The organism is Hyphomonas sp. UBA3195, from assembly GCF_002366485.1.
GTDB lineage: Bacteria > Pseudomonadota > Alphaproteobacteria > Caulobacterales > Hyphomonadaceae > Hyphomonas.
In genome coordinates, this window is sequence record NZ_DEXB01000044.1 from 1 (window position 1) to 19,383 (window position 19,383).

Annotated in this window: 20 protein-coding genes; 5 read left to right on the top strand and 15 right to left on the bottom strand. The window is 60.4% G+C overall.

Annotated elements, in window-relative coordinates; genetic code table 11:
• Positions 1-139: 139 nt before the first annotated feature.
• The 7 genes from B2344_RS13080 to B2344_RS13110 all read right to left on the bottom strand — a co-directional run bounded on the left by B2344_RS13080 (position 140) and on the right by B2344_RS13110 (position 7,249).
• Positions 140-376, bottom strand: coding sequence for a F0F1 ATP synthase subunit C (locus B2344_RS13080; protein ID WP_027838455.1), 237 nt, complete (start codon positions 374-376; stop codon positions 140-142).
• A 116-nt stretch (positions 377-492) separates the two neighbouring features.
• On the bottom strand, positions 493-1,275 hold the full coding sequence (locus B2344_RS13085) for a F0F1 ATP synthase subunit A (RefSeq protein ID WP_290482696.1): 783 nt from the start codon (positions 1,273-1,275) through the stop codon (positions 493-495).
• Positions 1,272-1,628, bottom strand: coding sequence for an AtpZ/AtpI family protein (locus B2344_RS13090; RefSeq protein ID WP_290479444.1), 357 nt, complete (start codon positions 1,626-1,628; stop codon positions 1,272-1,274). Before B2344_RS13090 ends, B2344_RS13085 begins: the two co-directional genes overlap by 4 nt.
• Positions 1,629-1,777: 149 nt before the next feature.
• Positions 1,778-5,239, bottom strand: coding sequence for a chromosome segregation protein SMC (gene smc / locus B2344_RS13095; protein WP_290485369.1), 3,462 nt, complete (start codon positions 5,237-5,239; stop codon positions 1,778-1,780).
• A gap of 18 nt (positions 5,240-5,257) precedes the next feature.
• Positions 5,258-5,935 carry a DsbA family protein gene (locus B2344_RS13100; RefSeq protein ID WP_290479446.1) on the bottom strand — a complete coding sequence of 226 codons (678 nt, stop codon included), beginning with the start codon at positions 5,933-5,935 and terminating at the stop codon, positions 5,258-5,260.
• A 68-nt stretch (positions 5,936-6,003) separates the two neighbouring features.
• Complete coding sequence (locus tag B2344_RS13105; protein WP_290482698.1) at positions 6,004-6,639, bottom strand: DsbA family protein; 636 nt, start codon at positions 6,637-6,639, stop codon at positions 6,004-6,006.
• 28 nt (positions 6,640-6,667) lie between these two features.
• The gene (locus B2344_RS13110; RefSeq protein WP_051607507.1) at positions 6,668-7,249 is read right to left on the bottom strand and encodes a DUF721 domain-containing protein; all 582 of its coding nucleotides are present in this window, start codon (positions 7,247-7,249) and stop codon (positions 6,668-6,670) included.
• Positions 7,250-7,287: 38 nt separating this feature from the next.
• On the opposite strand from B2344_RS13110, the gene mutY reads away from it, so the two are divergent.
• Positions 7,288-8,337 carry an A/G-specific adenine glycosylase gene (gene mutY / locus B2344_RS13115; RefSeq protein WP_290479447.1) on the top strand — a complete coding sequence of 350 codons (1,050 nt, stop codon included), beginning with the start codon at positions 7,288-7,290 and terminating at the stop codon, positions 8,335-8,337.
• 79 nt (positions 8,338-8,416) lie between these two features.
• Entirely contained in the window at positions 8,417-10,360 is a 1,944-nt protein-coding gene (locus tag B2344_RS13120; protein ID WP_290485370.1) for a sialate O-acetylesterase, read from the top strand.
• A gap of 6 nt (positions 10,361-10,366) precedes the next feature.
• Here B2344_RS13120 and B2344_RS13125 read toward each other — a convergent pair whose 3' ends face one another.
• The gene (locus B2344_RS13125; protein ID WP_290482700.1) at positions 10,367-11,284 is read right to left on the bottom strand and encodes a fatty acid desaturase family protein; all 918 of its coding nucleotides are present in this window, start codon (positions 11,282-11,284) and stop codon (positions 10,367-10,369) included.
• A 60-nt stretch (positions 11,285-11,344) separates the two neighbouring features.
• Between B2344_RS13125 and B2344_RS13130 the strand changes: the two genes are divergently transcribed.
• Positions 11,345-12,172, top strand: coding sequence for a hypothetical protein (locus B2344_RS13130; RefSeq protein WP_290485371.1), 828 nt, complete (start codon positions 11,345-11,347; stop codon positions 12,170-12,172).
• A gap of 36 nt (positions 12,173-12,208) precedes the next feature.
• Here the strand turns inward: B2344_RS13130 and B2344_RS13135 are convergent, their stop codons facing one another.
• Positions 12,209-13,291: a site-specific DNA-methyltransferase gene (locus B2344_RS13135; RefSeq protein ID WP_034811455.1), complete on the bottom strand. Its 1,083-nt coding sequence runs from the start codon at positions 13,289-13,291 to the stop codon at positions 12,209-12,211.
• Positions 13,292-13,602: 311 nt separating this feature from the next.
• On the opposite strand from B2344_RS13135, the gene adhP reads away from it, so the two are divergent.
• Positions 13,603-14,631, top strand: coding sequence for an alcohol dehydrogenase AdhP (gene adhP, locus B2344_RS13140; RefSeq protein WP_206990866.1), 1,029 nt, complete (start codon positions 13,603-13,605; stop codon positions 14,629-14,631).
• Here adhP and B2344_RS13145 read toward each other — a convergent pair.
• The 4 genes from B2344_RS13145 to B2344_RS13160 form a co-directional block, all read right to left on the bottom strand.
• Complete coding sequence (locus B2344_RS13145) at positions 14,628-15,719, bottom strand: PA0069 family radical SAM protein (RefSeq protein WP_290482701.1); 1,092 nt, start codon at positions 15,717-15,719, stop codon at positions 14,628-14,630. The two genes, adhP and B2344_RS13145, sit on opposite strands and share 4 nt — an antisense overlap.
• A gap of 114 nt (positions 15,720-15,833) precedes the next feature.
• Complete coding sequence (locus B2344_RS13150) at positions 15,834-16,244, bottom strand: BLUF domain-containing protein (protein WP_206990864.1); 411 nt, start codon at positions 16,242-16,244, stop codon at positions 15,834-15,836.
• Between the two features lie 74 nt (positions 16,245-16,318).
• On the bottom strand, positions 16,319-16,924 hold the full coding sequence (locus B2344_RS13155) for a TIGR04282 family arsenosugar biosynthesis glycosyltransferase (RefSeq protein ID WP_290482702.1): 606 nt from the start codon (positions 16,922-16,924) through the stop codon (positions 16,319-16,321).
• Positions 16,924-17,607, bottom strand: a complete 684-nt coding sequence (locus B2344_RS13160; protein WP_290482703.1) for a TIGR04283 family arsenosugar biosynthesis glycosyltransferase — start codon at positions 17,605-17,607, stop codon at positions 16,924-16,926. The genes B2344_RS13155 and B2344_RS13160 overlap by 1 nt, the downstream gene beginning before the upstream one ends.
• Before the next feature lie 85 nt (positions 17,608-17,692).
• On the opposite strand from B2344_RS13160, the gene B2344_RS13165 reads away from it, so the two are divergent.
• Positions 17,693-18,169, top strand: coding sequence for a hemerythrin domain-containing protein (locus tag B2344_RS13165; RefSeq protein WP_206990861.1), 477 nt, complete (start codon positions 17,693-17,695; stop codon positions 18,167-18,169).
• Between the two features lie 72 nt (positions 18,170-18,241).
• Here the strand turns inward: B2344_RS13165 and B2344_RS13170 are convergent, their stop codons facing one another.
• Both B2344_RS13170 and B2344_RS13175 read right to left on the bottom strand, forming a co-directional pair.
• Positions 18,242-18,487 carry a hypothetical protein gene (locus B2344_RS13170; RefSeq protein WP_290485372.1) on the bottom strand — a complete coding sequence of 82 codons (246 nt, stop codon included), beginning with the start codon at positions 18,485-18,487 and terminating at the stop codon, positions 18,242-18,244.
• Positions 18,484-19,272: a uracil-DNA glycosylase gene (locus B2344_RS13175; RefSeq protein ID WP_290485373.1), complete on the bottom strand. Its 789-nt coding sequence runs from the start codon at positions 19,270-19,272 to the stop codon at positions 18,484-18,486. The genes B2344_RS13170 and B2344_RS13175 overlap by 4 nt, the downstream gene beginning before the upstream one ends.
• Positions 19,273-19,383 lie beyond the last annotated feature (111 nt).

The following is a 19,383-nucleotide window of genomic DNA, read 5'->3' on the forward strand; positions in this document are numbered from 1 at the left end:
GGCGGCGCGTCATCCGGTAGGTGATGGGCAGTTTCCGCAAGCAGGGCGAGCAGCATTTCAGTACCTCAAGTGCAGCATCAGGCTGGATCGGGCCGGTGGTCTATCAAGTCCGCCGGCCCGTTCTTGGCGTGTAAGTGGCTTAGACCACGAACAGGATCAGGACGGCCACGAGGAACGACAGGATGCCGAGTGCCTCTGCGAGGGCCATACCGATGAAGAGGTTACCGGTCTGCTGTGGTGCAGCAGACGGGTTGCGCATGGCAGCGTCGAGGAACGAGCTGAAGATGTTGCCCACACCGATCGCGGCACCGATCATGCCGAGAGTTGCGAGGCCAGCGCCTACATATTTGAGGCCGAGTGCGATATCGCCTTCCATGGTCGTCTCCTGTTTGGAATGCAAGGGTTTCAATAATTTGCGGCCCGTGAAGCGTGTTCGTTAGGCTGCGTCAAGTTTTTTAGTGCGTGCCCAAGGGCCGCACTGGCGAAGAGTCCTTAGTGTGACGGGTGCAGTGCGTCGTTCAGGTAAACGCAGGTCAGGATTGCGAAAACATAGGCCTGAAGACCTGCCACAAGAAGTTCGAGAGCGTTGAGCGCGATACCCATACCGAAGGCCAGGATGCCGACCACGCCCATGAACACCGCGCCGGACAGGGCCGCGCCGATGAGCTGGGCTGCAAAGGTTGCAAACAGTTTCAGCATGATGTGGCCAGCCAGCATGTTGGCGAACAGACGCAGCGCCAGTGTGACCGGACGGGCCAGGAAGGAAATGACCTCGATAGGCACGAGGATGAAATAGATCGGCCAAGGGGCGCCCGATGGGGCGAACAGCTTGAAGAAGCTGAGGCCGTTCTTCCAGATGCCGAAGCCGATGACGATGGAAATGACGAGCAGGGCCAGGGCGCCGGTCACGACCAGATGGCTGGTTGTGGTGAAGGCGTAAGGCACCATGCCGATCATGTTGGCAAAGAATACGAAGAAGAAGAGCGTGAAGACGAACGGGAAGAAGCGCAGGCCTTCTTCACCAGCGGTCGAGCGGACCATGTCGGCGACGAAGCCATAGCCGATCTCGGCCATGGATTGCGTACGGCCCGGCACCAGCGCCTTCTTGGAAGCGGCGTAGCCGAAGAAGGCGATGCAGAGCACCACGCCCAGCAGCATGAAGCCCGAAGCATTGGTGAAGGAAATGTCGATATTGCCGAGGCGCAGGTCCAGCCACTTCGTGACCTGGAACTGGTGGATCGGATCAATCGCGGTGTTTTGCAGAGCGAAGTTCATTCGTTCCCGGTCCCGTCTGTTGGAGCCTCAGGCTCCGATAAATTCCCTAGCGCCCGGGCATTCAGTTCCCGATAGGCGCGCATCATCGCTCGTATACCTGCTGCGAAGCCGATTGTACCGACAATCAGCAGGCCCCAGGGCTTTGTTCCTGCGAATGCGTCGATCCAGAAACCAATGAGGCCTCCGACAAAGATGCAGGCGACAAATTCCGCGCCGTATCGCAGGGCGTAGGCCCCGGCCGAAAGACTTCCATCATCTGCATCCAACTTGCGTTTTGCCGCATCCTTTGCCGCTCTGGCCGCCTGAGCCTGGGCGATACGTTCACCGAGGTCGTTCGGGCCTTCACTGGACATGGTTTGCTAAGCTTCGCGCAAGCGAATCCCTTCTGATGGGGTGCCCCCCGGATTTCGGCGCAAACTATGTATTGGGGGCAGGCAAGTCAACCGCGATTGCAGAAAGCTAGAGGTCTGATTCTATTGGATTTCTATAGTGTGGGTGTGCGCTACTCCGCCGCAACGAGCTCTTCGGCTGCCTGCAGGTCCACAGAAACCAGCTTGGAAACGCCTTTTTCCCGCATAGTGACGCCGAAAAGACGGTCCATCCGGCTCATCGTGACCGGATTGTGGGTAATCACCACGAAGCGCGTATCGGTGCGCTGGCGCATTTCGTTCAGCATGTTGCAGAAACGGTCGACATTGGCGTCATCGAGCGGCGCGTCCACCTCGTCCAGCACACAGATCGGCGCGGGGCGGGACAGGAAGACCGCAAAGATCAGCGCGGCCGCCGTCAGGGCCTGTTCGCCGCCGGACATGAGGTTCAGCGTGCCGAGCTTCTTGCCGGGTGGCTGGGCCATGATTTCGAGCCCGGCTTGCAGCGGGTCATCGGCATCGACGAGGCGCAGTTCAGCCTGGCCGCCGCGGAACAGGGCCGTGAACAGCGCCTTGAAGTGTTCATTGACCTGCTCGAACGCTTTCAGAAGGCGTTCGCGGCCTTCGGCGTTCAGGGCATCGACGCCCTGGCGCAGCTTGGCGATTGCAGCGACGAGGTCTTCCTTCTCGGTCACCTGCGAACCGAGCCGTTCTTCGAGTTCTTCGGCTTCTTCCTCGGCATTCATGTTCACGCCGCCCAGCTGGTCGCGCGTGCGGCGGAGTTCATCGGCGCGGCGTTCGGCATCGCGGGGCGTGAACTCGCCCATCGTCTCTTCTTCGAGGCCTGCTTCGGCAATCGCCAACAGGCCTTCCGGCGTACGCTGGAAATTGTTGCGGGCGATCTCGACCGATTCTTCGAGCCGGCCTTCGGCGTTTTCGAGCTTCACCTTCCAACCGGCAAGGTTCTCGCGCGCTTCTGAGGCGGCATTGGCGGCTGCGCGGGCGGCCTGTTCGGCTTCGCGGATGGCGGCTTCTTTTTCGGCGAGCTGGTCTGCGACGCGCTTGCGTTCGGTCTCCAGCGATTCGACTTCGTTGCTGCGGTTCTCGATCTCGGCGGCCAGCTGTTCGGGGCGTGCCTTGGCGGCCAGGGCATCGGAAGCAGCAGACTGGCGGCGCTCAATCAGGCGCGCCACGCGCTCCTCGGTCGCGGTAATGCGGCCGGACCATGTCTTGATGTCGCGTTCAAGGCCATCGCGACGCGCAGCAGCCTGTTCGCGGCCGCGTGTAATGTCTGTCAGGCGGCCGCGCGCTTCGATCTCAGCGGTGCGGGCTTCGGCCACCATCGTACGCGCTTCGGCGAGCCGGGTTTCGAGCGCGGCTTCATCTTCCGCCGGGCCTTCCGGCGCAATCATGGCCAGCGTCTCATTGACGATGGCAAGGTCGGCCTCGGCGCGGGTGAGGGCTTCTCCGCTTGTGTCGCGCTTCATGGCTGCGCGTTCGGAGGCTTGTGCTTCCTGTGAGACGCGATTGCGTGCCTCGCTGAGCGCGCGCTGGGCCGGGGCAATGGCCTGGCGCAGGTCGCGGAGTTTCACCTCAGCCGTCTGACGGGCGTCACGGGCAGCTACAAGGTCTGCCTCACGCGCCTCATAGGTGGCGGTCAGAGCGGGCAGTTCAGCTTCGGCGGCTTCAAGCCGGGCCTGTTGTTCAAGACGTGCAGCTGCGCTGACCGGTGCATCTGGTGTGCGGATATAACCATCCCAGCGCCAGAGATGCCCCTCGACGGAAACCAGTCGTTGGCCGGGCTGGAGCTGGGCCATCAGGCGCTCGCCATCGGCCACGTCCACAACGCCGCATTGGGCAAGCCGCGCTGCGAGTTCGCCGGGAGCCTCGGTCACATCTGTCAGCGGGCGGGTACCCTGCGGCAGGGATTGCGAAGCCAGCGACGCGCCGCCCCAATACATTGCGGCAGAGCGATCGGTTGGCGCCTCGATATCGTCGCCCAGAGCGGCAGCAATGGCTTTCTCGTACCCATCCTGCGTACGAATGCGCTCGACAACTGGCGGGGCTTTCGGGCCTTCGGCCTTGCGAAGCAGCTTGTGCAGGCCAGCAATTTCGGCCTCGAGCGCGCGCACGTCTTGCTGGGCCGCATCCCGGGGGGCTTGTGCGGACGTTTCCGCCTCACGGGTCGAATTGAGTGTAGCCTCGGCGGTTTCGACGGCGCGTTCGGCGTCTTGCAGGGCGGCTTCGGCATCCTGTTCGGCCGCTTTGGCATCGCGCAGGCGGCCGACCAGCGACACGGCATCTTCGATCCGGGCCATTTCGCCTTTCAGGCGGTCGATTTCAGAACTGAGCTGAGACTGGCGACGCCGTTGGGCGGAGGCATTCTCCTCCGAAGCGCGGCGCTGGGCGCGCACTTCCGACAGGCGTTCCTGCGCTTCGTCGGCTGCTTTCTCCGCGCCCGCGAGACGTGTGCGGGCATCTTCGAGCGCCTTTCGCGTCTCGGCCTCGATTTCCTCGTTCTGGGCTTTGTTCAGGACCGGCAGCGAAGACAGCTCAAACTTCGCATGGGCGAGGGCGTCTTCGGCTTCGAGTTTCTGGTCCTGCTCGCGCTCGATGTCTTCCATCAGGCGGGTCGCTTCGGCATCGAGGCGTTCATGGGTCTCGGCGGCGACCTTGCGCTCGGTTTCCAGCCTTGCCAGCGTGATGCGGGCCTGTCCGAGCTTGGCGGCGGCAACGCTTTCAGCTTCGCGCAGGGGATTGAGTCCTTCACCGGCCTCAATGCGCTCGCGTTCCCGCATCGCGTCTTCGCGTGTCTTTTCCTCAACCGCGCGGCGGGCTTCGTCCAATTGCGTGCGGGCCGTGTCGCAGGCGAGTTTGGCCTCATGCCAGCGCAGGTGCGCGATCAGCGCGTCGAGGGCGTGGATCTCTTCAGACAGGCGCTTGTATTTGCGGGCCTTGGCGGCCTGGCGCTTGAGGCTGGCGAGCTGGCGCTCGACTTCAGCGGAGACTTCCGACAGGCGCTCCAGATTGGTCTCGGCGCCGTTCAGCTTCAGTTCGGCTTCGTGACGGCGGGAATTGAGGCCTGCAATGCCGGCGGCTTCCTCAAGGATACGGCGGCGGTTCTGCGGCTTGGAGCCGATCAGTTCCGAAATCTGACCCTGGCGTACGAGAGCCGGGGAGTTCGCGCCGGTCGAAGCATCCGCGAACAGGAGCTGGATGTCCTTGCCGCGTACAGTCCGGCCATTCAGCTTGTAGGTGGAGCCTGCGCCGCGCTTCAGGCGGCGGATGACTTCCAGTGTGTCGGAGGCGTTGAATTCCGGTGGCGCGGTGCGTTTGGAATTGTCCAGCACGAGCGTGACTTCAGCGGTCTCGCGGGCGGGGCGGCCATCCGCACCGGAGAAGATGAGGTCATCCATCTCCCCGCCGCGCATGGCACGGGCAGAACTTGCGCCCATGGCCCAGCGAAGGGCTTCCAGAAGATTGGACTTGCCACAGCCATTCGGCCCGACGATCCCGGTCAGGCCGGGTTCGATTGGCACGTCCTGAGGGTCCACAAAGGATTTGAAGCCAGCAATACGGAGTTCGGTTATCTTCATACTGGCTCCCCCATATCCCTACTCGTCTGTGGAGACGCCGGCAGCTTCAAGCGCAGCGTCCAGCGCGGCTGTGACCTTGTCAGCGGAGTTCATGTTGGCGAACTGGTGCACTTCACCATTGATAATGAAGGTTGGTGTGCCGGTGACGCCGAACTTTTCGGATGTCTGGTAGATGTCCGCCATCTGCTGGCGCAAGTCGCGATTGTTCATGCAGGCATCGAAGTCGGCCTCGGTCTCGATGCCATGACGCTGGCCAATGGTCTGGAGCATGGCCTTCAGGACGCCGTTTTGCGCAGATTCAATGATGCCGGACTGGTATTCGAACAGCTCGTCCAGCACGTCGAAATACTTGTCTTCGCCCGCGCACATGGCGACGAGGTAGGCAGGCACATCCGGTGCGTGCAGTGGGTATTCGCGGAAGACGAGTTTCACCTTGCCGGAGTCGATATAGTCCGACTGGACAACTGGCTGGATGTCGTCATGCCAGTATTTGCAGGCCGGGCAGGTGGGCGAGGCATACTCGATCAGGGTGACAGGTGCGTCGGCCGCCCCTTTGACGTGGCCAAGCTCGCTGCCAGCGGTCACGGCGTCGCCACCTGCAGGCGATGTGTCGGCACCGGTGTCGCCACAGGCGACCAGGGCCAGCGCTGAAATCGCTGCAAGCGCAGTGCGTCGTGAGAAGAAATTCATGGTCATAACCTTCGCGTTAAGGATTGAGTCGGTTTGGTTGCCAATTGATTAACTGCAACCACCTGTTCTGTTAACTAATTTGCCTCTGAACCGGTCGAATCGGAGAGTGCGGCAAGCTGTGTGTCGAGATAAGCGGCGAACGCATCGGCCGACTTGAAGTCGTCATCGACGTATTTTTCCTCGCCATTGATAACCAGCGTTGGCGTGCCGCGCAGCTCATATGCCTCGGCGCTTTCCTGCACTTCGGCCATGTCGAGCCGGACATTCATGTCGGTGTAGCAGGCATTGAACGTGTCGATGTCCCGAATGCCATAGGGCGTGCCGATCTCGATGAAAGTGTCGAGCACTGTACCAGCTTGCGCAGACTTGATGACATCAGGCTGGCGCGCAAACATTGTGTCGGTTGCCTCGAAGAATTTGTCCCGGCCGGCGCAGCGCGCCATGGTGACGAGGGCCGTATCGACATCATTGCGCAGGACTTCACGGAAGATGAAACGGACCTTGCCGGTCTCGATATAATCGGCCTCGATGCGTGGCAGGATCTTGTCGTGGAAGTATTTGCATCCACCGCATGTGAGAGACCCGTATTCGATGATCGTCAGTGGCGCGTCTTTCGAGCCCTTGGAGTGGCCAACAGACAGGTCTTCGGCAAGGGCAGGCATGGCCAGGAAGGCGGCAGCCGTGACGGCAGTCAGAATGGATTTCAGCATGTCGGGGCTCCTTGCGGGCAGGGCGGGGTCAGAATGGCAGGCCGCCATCCTTGCCAGGCTTGGCAGGGGGCGGCGTATCTTCTGCGGTTAACATGGCCTCACCGAGCGCAACAATTGCGGCGCGCAGCTTGTCGTTCTGGATTCCGGAGGTCGATTCCTCAAGTTCCTTGCGCTCTTTCAGTGAGAGCGGCCGCGTTTTGCGACGCAGTGTCTTGGGCGGTTCTGTGCCGAGCGATCCCTGCTTGATCTTGATGGCGGTAATGTCGCCGCCTGCGGACACTGATACGCGCTGTCGCAGCGTTTCGGACTGGTGCTGCACCATCGGGGCGGCTTGCGGCACGACGAGCAGGGTCAGCACGCGACCATCCTTGCCACCGCTGAGCCGCTCCGGGCGGCAGTATTTATAGAGTTGTTCGCCTGCGATCTCGCGCCAGCGCTGGCGGAGAACCTGAATGGGGGGCAGTTTCTTGGCGCCGGATTTACGGCCGACCCGTTCCGCGGCAAGCCCGACCTGGCGCATGTTGGAATAAGTGCGTGTCGCGCGCTGGTAGCGCAGGCGGACGCGCGCGCGAGCTTCCTCTATGGGATCAAGGGTTGATCTCGTGACCATTCGTACGAGATTGCACGGCTTTCGGGCGAGGAAAAGGCATGGCACCGGCAAAGCACAGAGATTTGAACAGCCTGCCGGGCAAATTGCTGCCGTGGTTCGAGCGTCATGCACGCGACTTGCCCTGGCGCACGCTGCCGGCAGACCGGGCTGTGGGCGAGCGGCCTGACCCGTACCGTGTCTGGCTCTGCGAGATCATGATGCAGCAGACGACCATCCCGCATGGCACCCCATACTTTCATACCTTCCTTACGCGCTGGCCAACCATTGAGGCGCTGGCGGCGGCAAAGGATGAAGAGGTGATGAGTGCATGGGCGGGCCTCGGCTATTATGCGCGAGCGCGGAATTTGCTGAAATGTGCGCGTGAAGTCGCTGCACGCGGAGGCTTTCCGGAAACAGAGGCCGAACTGCGCAAACTGCCCGGTATCGGGCCATATACGGCTGGCGCGATCGCGGCGATTGCCTTTGACCAGAAAGCGGCGGCGGTGGATGGCAACGTCGATCGCGTGTTCGCGCGCCTGCTGGCATTGAAAGGCGAATGGGCCGCTGAGAAGAAGGTGATTGCCGAAACAGTGCGGGCGCTGGTGCCGGAGGACCGGCCGGGAGAATTTGCTGAAGCGCTGATGGATCTGGGCGCAACCGTGTGCACGCCGACCAAGCCGAACTGCCTGATCTGTCCACTGTCGTCCCTGTGCGCAGCGCGCGCCGAAGGGGCGCCTGAACGCTATCCGATCAAGCCCGCAAAAGTGCCAAAGCCCGTACGGTTTGGAATTGCTTATGTGTTGGTCGTGAAGGGGGAAGCGCTGCTGGTGCGCCGCCCGGACAAGGGCCTGCTTGGCGGGATGCTGGCGCTGCCGACGGGCGATTGGGTGGAGGGCGATTTTCCGCAAACGCCTTCGCCTGCCGAAGCGGCCTGGGAGGAGGTCGGCGAGGTACGCCATGTCTTCACGCATTTCGCGTTTCGCTTTCGGGTGATGCGCGCCGAGGCATCGCGCAAGCCGAAAGTTGCCGATGGCCGGTGGGTTAAACTCGATGAGGTCGAAGGCCTGCCAAGCGTGTTTGCCAAGGCGTTCCGGCTGGCAGTTGCGTAAATTTAGTTACCGCTAACACTGGACAATATCATCGCCTTCGGGAAAGTTCCTGCCAAAATACAAGAGGGCGGAACAGGACATGTTTACCAGCAAGACGATGATGGCATGCGGGGCATTGGCCCTGATTGGACTGGGCGCACATGCAGAGGCGCCGAAGCTCGCCAGCCTATTTGGTGACCATATGGTGATCCAGCGCGATGCACCGGTGCGCCTGTTCGGAACGGCGGATCCCGGCGCGGAATTCATCGTTTCGCTGGACGCGGCGTCCACGCCTGTTCGTGCCGGCCGGGACGGCCGATGGTGGGTCGAGTTTCCCGAGCTTTCAGCAGGCGGATCACATGAAATTTCGCTCACCGTTGAAGGCGATACAGTGCAGGCGTTAGAGGATGTGCTGGCGGGCGATGTGTTCTTGTGTTCCGGCCAGTCGAACATGGAATATCCACTGTCACGTGTGACCTATGCTGAACGGGAAGTCGCAGCTGCGGACCACTCCAATATTCGCCTGCTGCAAGTCGAGAAGGATCTTTCGCTTGCTCCGAATGCGGACTTGCCGGGCGACAGCGCTTGGGCCCTCACGACGCCGGAGACCGCAGCGGGGTTCTCGGCAGTCTGTTACTATGCCGGGCGGGCATTGTCAGAAGCCTATGATGTTCCTGTCGGTCTGATCAATTCGAGCTGGGGCGGCTCACGCATCGAGCCCTGGATTGACGGCGAGATCATCGGCGCAATGCCGGACCATACCGAACAAGTGGCTTTGCTGGAAACCTACAAGACTGACCGGGGCGCGGCAGCGAAGATCTATTCGGAAAGCTGGCAGCAGAACTGGAGGGACGACCCCGCGACCGAAGGAACTGCGCCGTGGGAAGATGCAGACGCAGACGAGTGGAAGCCCGTGCCCGGCACGCTACGCGACTGGCGCAAATGGGGAGACGCGGAACTCACCGATCATCTCGGCATGGTCTGGCACAGGGTCAGTTTTGATCTGACTCCTCAGCAGGCAGAGCAGGCTGCGACGATCCATATTGGCGCGGTCGATGATACCGACATGACCTGGCTGAACGGCACGGCAATTGGCACGACATTCCATTGGGGAGGATTGCGCGCTTACGAGGTTTCAGCCGATCTCCTCAAGCCGGGCAAGAACACTATTTTGGTCAACGCCCATAATGATTATGGCGATGGTGGCATGAACGGACCGGCTTCTGAATTGCGCGTGGAATTGGAGGACGGCTCAAGCCTGTCGCTGGCCGACGGGTGGGCCTATCGCAAAGTGGATTCGGCCGTAAGCGCTCCGAAGCCTGCGCCCTGGTTCACGATCAAGGGCTACACGATGTTGCACAATGCGATGATTGCGCCGTTGTCTGGCATCCGCCTGAAAGGGGCAATCTGGTATCAGGGCGAATCCAATGCGGGCGATGGCGTCGCCTATAAAAGTCTGCTTGATCTGCTGGTGCAGGATTGGCGCGCGAAGTTTGGAGCTGACTTGCCCGTAGCTGTTGTGCAGCTGCCGCGATATGGCGCGCTACCCACAGAAGCTGGCAAGCCGGGCTGGGGGGTGATCCGAGAATCCATGCGCCGCGTCGCTGCCAGGGATGATCGTGTGGCGCTCGCCGTGACGATTGATATGGGCGATCCGGTGGACATTCATCCGCCAAACAAGCTCGCGGTGGCCGAACGGGTCGTGCGGGTGATGAAGTCTCTCGTTTATGGTGAGGTGGATGCAGGCGCGTCTGGCGCCGTGGCGAGTCGGGCGGTGCGAGACGGCAGCACAATTCGTATTGCGTTTGAGGGTGTGGAAGACGGCTTGGTGACGGTCAGTGCAGGGAGTGTGATTGGCATGGAGCTGTGCCATGAGGATGCGTGCAGATATGCTTCAGCCAAGCTTGATGGCGATACTGTGGTCGTGCAGGCAGAAGATGAGGCGGTGTCCGAGGTCCGCTATTGTCAGGGTGATTCCCCCCTCTGCAATCTCTTCGACGGGACCGGGATGCCGGCCGGTCCGTTCTGGATCGCGGTTGAGTAGCGCCACCTATTCAGCAGGCACCATCTCTGGGGCATCATTGCGGACAGCGCGGCGGATGACATCGTCATAGCCATGCGAGATGCAATCAAATGACTCGTAATAGCCGCGCGATGACAGCAGCTTGTGGAGCCGTTTCAGCCTGTAAGGCGGGATTGATGCAAACATGTGATGCTCGAGATGATAGTTCACATCATTCGGCGCGATCAGCACGCGCTGCCAGAATGGGGCGATCGTGGTGCCGGTATTGAGGCGCGGATCGAGGCTGGTCCGGTCTTTCGCGGTGCCATGCTCGCCGATCTGGCGCAGGCGCACAATGGCTGGATAGATGAAGAGTTCTGCCGCCCACCACATGAGGTAGGCCCACGGTGCGCCAATAGCGGTGAGGGTGCCGGCCAGTGCGATATGGAACGTGAGCCACGGCCAGTTGCGCGATAGTTTGAAGCTGCGGATCTTGCGCAGCGTATCGCGCAGGCCCGTCTGGCCGGTCAGGTCGCGCACGAATTTTCGACGCAGGCTGTCCTTCGGGACAGGGTAGTTCTTTACAAAGATGATGTCCGGATCGTCTGGCGTGCCCGCATATTTGTGGTGCTTCAAATGGTAGGCGCGATAGGCGGGCAGGGAGATGTTCATCGGCGCGCCCGCGATCCAGTGGCCCACGAAATCATCGACCCTCTGACTCTTGAAAAAGGCGTGGTGGGCGCAATCGTGATTGATGATGCCCAGGCCGAGCTGGCGACCGCCCAGAATGAGGATACCTGCGAGGATTGTCAGCGGATTTGGCCAGATGATGGCGACCGCAAAGGCCGCAATGATCAACCCCCAATTCCAGACAAGCGTCGCCAACGCGCGAAGATCAGACTTCGTGCGCAACTCGCGAAGCTCATCCTTTGTCAGCGCTTCGGATAGCTTCATCGTGTTCGACATGGCAGGTCTCCATCCTGTGCTTTAAGGTTTGTTACATATAATTTCATTATGAGTCAATTCGTGTATTATTTTGAACCTCTCAAGTCTGAAGACGTGTCAGCGCGCGCGCTTATCCTGTCCTTGATGAGCAGTACGACGGATGCGCCCCAGCCGATTGGCCGACTTATCAATGCGGCGGCACTGTTCGGGATCGAGGCGGCGACCCTGCGTGTGGCTGTGACGCGCCTGATGAAGGATGATTTGCTGGAGAGCCGAGAACGCGGTGTCTATGTTCCAGGCCCCAGAGCGCAGGCACTCAAGCGTCGGGTGCAGCAGTGGCAGAATGTGGCTGACCGGGTGGTCGACTGGAATGGCGACTGGCTGGTGGCGTTGACCAAGCATCTTGGCCGGAGCGACCGCAAGCAGCTTCGGGCACGTGAGCGGGCGTTGGCCCTGTTCGGATACCAGCAGACGGAGGAAGGTTTCTGGGTTCGTCCTGCCAACCTGGCGAGTGAACTGGACACGCATCGGACCAGTCTGATCGATATCGGCGCGGATGACGGTATTATCCTGACCCGAACCTCTCAGGTCGCGATGGCGGGGGCGTTTGACTGGACGCGCCTGTGGTCACCGGAAGAGTTGTCGCAATCCTATGCGCGCGCGATCCAGGCCATGGAGACCAGTCTGGCTGGCTTGATGACGCGCAGCGTGGATGAGGCAGCGCGCGAGACCCTCCTGATCGGGCAGCCGGTGATCCGGGCGATCAATTTCGACCCATTGCTGCCACCGGCGCTCGGAGACCAGGAAGGGTTCCTGCGGATGGCGGACAAGATGCTGGAATACAATCAGATCGGACAGATCTGCTGGCAACGCTATTATGATGCCATAGAAAAAGCGGCGCAGGATTGATCCAGCGCCGCCTTCGTCCAAGGGGTCGGACAGGCGCTAGTTGAGGCCCATTTCCTCGCGGTAGCGTCGGCGCAGCATGTCGATTGGAGCGAGGTTCCGCTTGGGATCCTCATAGTGCCAATAAGTCCAGCCATTACAGGCCGGCGCCTGTTGGACATGTGCGCCGAGGCGGTGGATCGATCCGGTGGACGTGCCGGTGGTCAGCGACCCGTCGACGCGAATGCGTGCCTGATAGCGGCGCTGTGGGCTGAACAGGCGGTCGCCAGGTTTCAGCCAGCCATTTTCCAGTAGTGCGCCGAATGGCACGCGCGGCAGGGATTTCTTGCTGCGCTCCGTTTCGAGCACAGCGCCTTCAATGGGCTCGATAGCCTTCAGGCGGGCCCGCGACAGGCGCGCATAGGTCTCGTCGCGCTCGATGCCGACATAGTTGCGACCGAGGCGTTTGGCAGCGGCGGCGGTGGTCCCGGTGCCGGAGAATGGGTCGAGGACCGTGTCGCCCGGATTGGTCGTTGCCAGCAGGACGCGCTGCAAAAGGCTTTCCGGCTTCTGCGTCGGGTGGGCTTTCTTGCCGTCGTCATCCTTGAGGCGCTCGCCGCCTGTGCAAAGCGGGATCATCCAGTCGGAGCGCATCTGCTTGTCGTCATTGAAGACTTTCAGCGCGTCGTAATTGAATGTGCATTTAGACTGTTCGGACTTTCCGGCCCAGATCAGGGTTTCGTGGGCATTCTGGAAGCGGGTGCCCTTGAAGTTCGGCATGGGGTTCGATTTCAGCCAGATCACGTCATTCTGGATCCAGAAGCCCTGATCCTGCAGGATCGCGCCGACGCGGAAGATGTTGTGGTACGAGCCAATCACCCAGATTGCGCCATCATCCTTCAGGACGCGGCGGCACTCTTCCAGCCACTGGTGGCAGAACAGGTCATAGGCATCGAAGCTGTCGAACTTGTCCCAATCGTCGTCAACACCATCGACCACGGACTGGTCGGGACGGGTCAGACCACCACCAAGCTGGAGGTTGTAGGGAGGGTCGGCAAAGACGAGATCAACCGACCTGTCCGGCAGGCGTGACAGGATGTCGATGCAATCGCCCTGCATGATCACGTTCTTCTGTAATTCCATTGGTTCAGCCCCGCTTGCGCTATGTGTCTTATCGAAGCGCGAATCAGTGCCGGACGCCGGTTTCTGAATCCCTAATTATTGCGCATCCGAATCAGCCCGAAATGTTTCGATATCGAAACTAACCGCAGATTTTCCCTGTGGATAGTGCTGTGGATAAAATCGGGGAAAGCCTGTGAATTGGCAGTGTGTAAGGTGCGGCATGCAAGGCCACATTTCGGAAAAGACCCGTTACCCCACCAAATTCAGGGTTTGTCCTTATCCCGCTTTCTGAGGCTTTGCCTACACTTCCGGAAAATGGAGGCGAGACGACAATGACCGCAAAAAGCATGAAAGCCGCCGTGGTGCGTGAATTTGGCAAACCGCTGGTGATTGAGGAGGTGAAAACTCCGGAGCCGGGGCCGGGCGAAATTCAGGTGAAGATCGAAGCGTGCGGCGTCTGCCATACCGATTTGCACGCCGCGCATGGTGACTGGCCGGTAAGGCCCAATCCGCCCTTCATACCGGGTCATGAGGGCGTTGGTTTCGTCTCGGGCGTGGGAGCGGGTGTCACGCATGTAAAGGAAGGTGACCGGGTGGGCGTGCCGTGGCTCTATTCCGCGTGCGGGCATTGTGATCATTGCATGGGCGGCTGGGAGACTCTCTGCGAGAGCCAGCGCAATACCGGCTATTCCGTGAATGGCGGGTTTGCCGAATACGCCATAGCGGACCCGAACTATGTGGGGCATTTGCCGGATAATATTCCATTCGTGGAAATCGCACCGATCCTGTGCGCAGGCGTTACGGTCTACAAGGGGCTCAAGGTGACCGACACCAAGCCCGGCGACTGGGTGGTGATTTCAGGCGTGGGCGGTCTTGGCCACATGGCGGTTCAATACGCAAAAGCCATGGGGCGTCGCGTGGCGGCGGTGGATATCGATGATTCCAAGCTTGCTCTCGCGAAACAGCTTGGCGCGGAAGTGACTGTGAATGCCGCCAAAACGGATCCGGCAGCCTTCCTGCGCAAGGAGATTGGCGGAGCACATGGCGCTCTCGTCACGGCCGTGTCAGTGAAGGCCTTTGAGCAAGCGCTCGGCATGGTCAGGCGGGGTGGGACGGTTTCGCTGAACGGATTGCCGCCCGGCGACTTTCCTCTGTCGATTTTCAACATGGTGCTGAATGGGATCACGGTGCGCGGGTCCATTGTCGGGACGCGGCTGGATCTCCAGGAATCGCTGGATTTCGCCAAGCTTGGCGCCGTGAAAGCCCATACGGCAACGGCACGTCTGGAAGAGATCAACAGTGTATTCGACAAGATGCTCGCGGGTGACATCGACGGACGGATTGTGCTCGATTTCTCCTAGATATCGAGGCGCATCTGGCCGCCGTAATCCTCAATGATGCGAAAGAGGTCAGTGCGCAGGGCGCCCCGTGGCTGGTTCATGCCGAGCTTGGCAGCGCAGCGGCCGAAGCGCCTTGAGATGATGTCGGCCACCGGGCCGCCGCCGCGCATCCGTTCATGCCAGTTGGCGTCATAATCCTTGCCGCCGCGCATGTCCCTGATGTGGTTGATCACCCGGGCGGCCCGATCCGGTACATGCTGGACCAGCCATTCATGGAACAGATCCTTGATCTCGTAGGGCAGGCGCAACAGCACATAGCCCGCACGGGTCGCGCCATGATCGGCGGCGGCTTCCAGCAGGTTTTCGATCTCATGATCATTGAGGCCGGGAATGATTGGCGCAGTCATTACGGTTACTTCAATACCTGCGTCGCTGAGGGCGCGGATCGTGTCCAGTCGACGCTGCGGCGTGGCGGCGCGCGGCTCCATCTTGCGTGAGAGCGTGCGATCCAGCGTGGTCAGAGAGATGCCAACTCGTGCAAGCCCTGCTTCGGCCATCGGCGCGATCAGGTCGATGTCGCGCTGGATCAGAGCTGACTTGGTTAAAAGGCTGAGCGGGTGGCGGTGCGCGGACAGAACCTCCAGCAGGCTACGGGTCAGGCGCTTTTCCCGCTCTACGGGCTGGTAGGCATCGGTATTCATACCCATCGCGATGACCCGGGGGATATAGCGTGGCCGCGACAATTCCCGTTTCAGCAGCTCGACGGCATTGTCCTTGAAGAACAGCTTGCTCTCGAAATCGAGCCCTGCCGAAAGCCCGCCCCAGGCATGGGTTGGTCGGGCAAAGCAATAGATGCAGCCATGCTCGCAGCCGCGATACGGATTTACCGTTCTGTCGAACGAGATGTCAGGCGATTTGTTGAAGGTGATGATGGTGCGGGCCGAATCCTTCATCAGAAGGGTCTCCATCCGGCTGTCATCATCCTCAATCGTGCCCCAGCCATCATCAAAGGCCTGGCGTGTTTCGAGCTCGAAACGGCCGGTCTGGTTTGAGATCGCTCCGCGCCCACGCTGCTGGAAGCGTTCTTCAACCTGGCGTGTGTCGATCAAATTTATTCTGCCGGTGGGGGAGAGTTTCTGTCCAGTTCTCATGACCAGAACAGGCCACAGATAACGGAACAAATCAAGAACATAAATTTCGGTGAATGCCGAAAACCTGTGGAATCAAATGCCCTTGAGCGAGCAGAAATTTTCCAGAATTTGGCGGACACGGGCTGGCATCTGGCGGGCCAGGACATCCTGCGTTTCACCGATCTTCTCATATTCATGTCGGCCAGCCAGCGCCGAGGTCTTTCGTCCGGCCATACTCCAGCCGGCAAACATGCGCAGCTCTGCGGATTCAGCCAGAACCGTGGTGACCGAAATATGGCGAGGGTCTTGGACAATACGGTTGAAGACCTCTTCGACGTTCAGTCGTGTGCCTTCCAGCACCTGGAGAAAGTTCAAACCATTATAGATCAGGACCCCCGTTATGTTCCGAGGTGCATTATTGCGGATCGACGCGTCAACAATCGCATCGACATCGGCGGACGTGAGGGCGTCAGACGCAGTGCTGATATAGATCAGTCGATACATGGGCGTCCTGCTCTCTGGGGCCAAGAATTCTGTTGGACAATGCTTTTCCGTTGGGGACGATAACCTGGGTCAAGTTAACGAAGTTTGTTTGCATTCCACCTTCGCCAATCCGGCTCTTCATCCAGATCCTGCAATGTTTCCAACAGTGTCAGGCGAAATGAGGAGGGAAGGTTTGCTTGCACATCAGCGCGTGCATGAGGGCCGGACCAGCGTACATTGTCGAAAAGTGATGGAAGACCGGGGCGTTTGTTCACACCGAAAAGCCAGAAGCCGCCATCATCTGCTGGGCCAAATACGGCATCGTTGCGTTGTAACGCACGAACGGCCTGGCGTAGCAGAGTGGCAGAAATGTCCGGAGCATCGGTGCCAATGAAGAGGACCGGCCCATTCGGCGAGTCGGCGAGGCCTTTGCCAAGTCGCTCGGTCAGCGTGCCTGACCCCTGACTGAAGCGGGGCAGGTGTGGCGGCCAAGTTCCGCCCAGTGTTTCGCCAAGCGCGTAGTCTGGCGCGAGATAGAGGGCCACGTCCAGGCCGCTGGAGCGGACGGCTCGCATGGTGCGGGCGAGCGTGAAATGTGCAATGCGGCGCGCTTCGGTACGGCCCAAACCGGCGGCGAGTCGCGTCTTGGCCAGCCCCATGCGGGGCGGCTTGGCGAAGATGAGGACACGGGTGCGCCGCATCAACGATACGCCTTGGCGAGGATTTCAGGTTTCGCCCCCAACAAGAAACGGGTGAGCAGGAAGGCATTGCTCCAGGCGCGCTTGCGCCAGCCATCGCGCTCATACTTTTCAGCCGAGGTGCGCGCGTCGGCGCTCAGGAGGACAAGCCGTTTCTTGCCGAGGGCCCTTGCTATCATCACGTCTTCCATCAAGGGCACGTCGGCAAAGCCGCCGACCGCATCGTACAGCTTGCGGGAGATCAGCAGACCTTGATCGCCATAGGGCAGGCCGAACATGCGCGCGCGCCGATTGGCGCGAGCTTCCAGCCAGCGGGCGGCGCGATCGTCCGAGCGATATCTCAGTGTGAAAGCCGCGGCCGATTCAGCGCGGCGCTCCATATGGTGGGCGGCGCGTTCAGCCCAGTCGGGCGAGAGATACGTGTCGGCATGCAGAAAGAGCAGCCAGTCGCCGCGTGCAGTGTCGGCGCCGGCGGCGAGTTGCGCGCCGCGACCGCTGGTGCCGGTGATCCACGTCGCGCCGGTGTCCCCAGCAATGCGCGGCGTAGCATCATCAGAGCCGCCATCTGAGACAATCACCTCACGGATCAGCCCCAGCTCAAGCCCCGGCATCAAGGCCTGCAGACACTCCGGCAGGCCGCTGGCGGCGTTCAGTGTGGGAATGATGATCGAGAGCGGTGCGGGCATTTTTTCTCCCTATCAGGCAATCGCATGGCGCGGAACCGGGCAGGGGTTAACGCGTTTGAGAGAAACCAGACAAAGGATCCCTCACATGCCCTCGATTTACGAAACCCTGAAGAAAGACCATGACTCCCATCGCGACCTGTTGGCCCAACTGGCCGAGACAGAAGGCGACTCGTCCAAGCGCCGCAAGCTCTGGAAGGAGTTCTATTACGATGTGGGCGGGCATGCCGCCGCCGAGGAAGAGACATTTTATGCGCCCCTGATGAAGGGCGAGGCGGGCCAGCCGAAGGGCCGTCACTCGGTTGCCGAGCACAAGGAACTGGACGACATCATTCAGGAACTGGATGAAATGGACATGAGTTCCCCTGGCTGGCTGACGCGTTTCAAGACGCTGCGCCATGATTACGAGCATCATATCGATGAGGAAGAGACCGAAATCTTCCCCGTCGCAAAGGACGTGATTGGCCCTGATAAAGATGGCTCGATCGGCGAAGCCTTCCTTGAGCGCAAGCAACGCGAAATGAAGCTGGTTGATCAGAAGGCCGAGGAGGCTCTGGAGGAATAATTACCTGATTAGTTCTGACGGTCCCGGTTTTTGGCGCTCAGGCCAGTGGGGACGCTGACCATTTTGACCCCGTCAAAATGGCAGGTCCGGAAGGTAAAAATTATCATAGATCCAATTTCGGAGGGGTCTGGAACACGCCGCAATTGAGCCAATGACGAAGCCCGCGCCGATGGCTACCGAAAGCACTGTTTGCAATAATGGCACACTCAGCAGCCAGTGCGTCAGTGCAAGAGCCAGAAGAAAGACGAGGAAGCCAACGGTCAAAAGTGTCAGGATGCCCTTGCCGAATTCGCCAAGCCTTGAATTCCCCTTTTTCACGATTCAAGCTCCCCGAGCCGTTTCTCCACCAGCAACAAGTCCCGCCATGCGCGGGACTTGTCCTGTGGGCGGCGCAAAAGATAGGCCGGGTGCAGGATTGGGATCAGCGGGGCGGTGAATCCACCGACGGTCTTGAAAACATGTTCCGTGCCACGCAGGCGCATGATGCCATCTGCGCTATCGAGCAAGGACTTGGCTGGCACGCCGCCCGCGGCAATAATCACTTTCGGAGCGACCAGTTCCACCATCCGATCCACAAACGGACGACATACGGCGAGCTCCTCGGCTTCCGGATTCCGGTTGGCCGGGGGGCGCCAGTAATTCACATTGGTAATGAAGGCATTTTCCGTGCGGTCACGGTGAATGGCCGCCAGCATCTTGTCGAGCAGCTGTCCGGCCTTGCCCACAAAGGGCAGGCCCTTGCGGTCCTCTTCGGCGCCCGGCCCTTCGCCGATCACCATCAGGCTGGCACCCGGCGTGCCATCATAGACGACTGTATTTTCTGATGCGCTTTTCAGCGGGCTGCCTTCAAAGGCTACGATGGCGGCTTTTAGCGCCTCGACCGAATCACAGGCCGCTGCGGCAATTTTGGCCTCTTCAACCCAGTCCGTTTTCTTCCGGCGTGGGCGGCGCACAGGGGCATCCTGGGCAACTGCAGCAGGCGGCGCGGCACTGTCGGCAACCTTCAGATAGGCCTTTACCGCGGCGTCATCGACTTCCACGCCCATGTCGCCCCACCACTCGGTGAGGGCCTTAATTGCATCAATTGACGCAGGGGTGGGCATCTGGACGCTCTGGACCTTCCTGATAGACGCTGTAATTGCTTAATCAAATGGGCTTATGAGCGGGCACCCTATCACCCGCAAGGAGGAGAAACCAATGGCTGATGACGCTGT

Bases quoted from the DNA above. Each gene is read 5' to 3' on its own strand.
- B2344_RS13080 (WP_027838455.1), bottom strand. From the start codon at position 376: ATGGAAGGCGATATCGCACTCGGCCTCAAATATGTAGGCGCTGGCCTC.
- B2344_RS13085 (WP_290482696.1), bottom strand. From the start codon at position 1,275: ATGAACTTCGCTCTGCAAAACACCGCGATTGATCCGATCCACCAGTTC.
- B2344_RS13090 (WP_290479444.1), bottom strand. From the start codon at position 1,628: ATGTCCAGTGAAGGCCCGAACGACCTCGGTGAACGTATCGCCCAGGCT.
- smc (WP_290485369.1), bottom strand. From the start codon at position 5,239: ATGAAGATAACCGAACTCCGTATTGCTGGCTTCAAATCCTTTGTGGAC.
- B2344_RS13100 (WP_290479446.1), bottom strand. From the start codon at position 5,935: ATGACCATGAATTTCTTCTCACGACGCACTGCGCTTGCAGCGATTTCA.
- B2344_RS13105 (WP_290482698.1), bottom strand. From the start codon at position 6,639: ATGCTGAAATCCATTCTGACTGCCGTCACGGCTGCCGCCTTCCTGGCC.
- B2344_RS13110 (WP_051607507.1), bottom strand. From the start codon at position 7,249: ATGGTCACGAGATCAACCCTTGATCCCATAGAGGAAGCTCGCGCGCGC.
- mutY (WP_290479447.1), top strand. From the start codon at position 7,288: ATGGCACCGGCAAAGCACAGAGATTTGAACAGCCTGCCGGGCAAATTG.
- B2344_RS13120 (WP_290485370.1), top strand. From the start codon at position 8,417: ATGTTTACCAGCAAGACGATGATGGCATGCGGGGCATTGGCCCTGATT.
- B2344_RS13125 (WP_290482700.1), bottom strand. From the start codon at position 11,284: ATGTCGAACACGATGAAGCTATCCGAAGCGCTGACAAAGGATGAGCTT.
- B2344_RS13135 (WP_034811455.1), bottom strand. From the start codon at position 13,291: ATGGAATTACAGAAGAACGTGATCATGCAGGGCGATTGCATCGACATC.
- adhP (WP_206990866.1), top strand. From the start codon at position 13,603: ATGACCGCAAAAAGCATGAAAGCCGCCGTGGTGCGTGAATTTGGCAAA.
- B2344_RS13150 (WP_206990864.1), bottom strand. From the start codon at position 16,244: ATGTATCGACTGATCTATATCAGCACTGCGTCTGACGCCCTCACGTCC.
- B2344_RS13155 (WP_290482702.1), bottom strand. From the start codon at position 16,924: ATGCGGCGCACCCGTGTCCTCATCTTCGCCAAGCCGCCCCGCATGGGG.
- B2344_RS13160 (WP_290482703.1), bottom strand. From the start codon at position 17,607: ATGCCCGCACCGCTCTCGATCATCATTCCCACACTGAACGCCGCCAGC.
- B2344_RS13165 (WP_206990861.1), top strand. From the start codon at position 17,693: ATGCCCTCGATTTACGAAACCCTGAAGAAAGACCATGACTCCCATCGC.
- B2344_RS13175 (WP_290485373.1), bottom strand. From the start codon at position 19,272: ATGCCCACCCCTGCGTCAATTGATGCAATTAAGGCCCTCACCGAGTGG.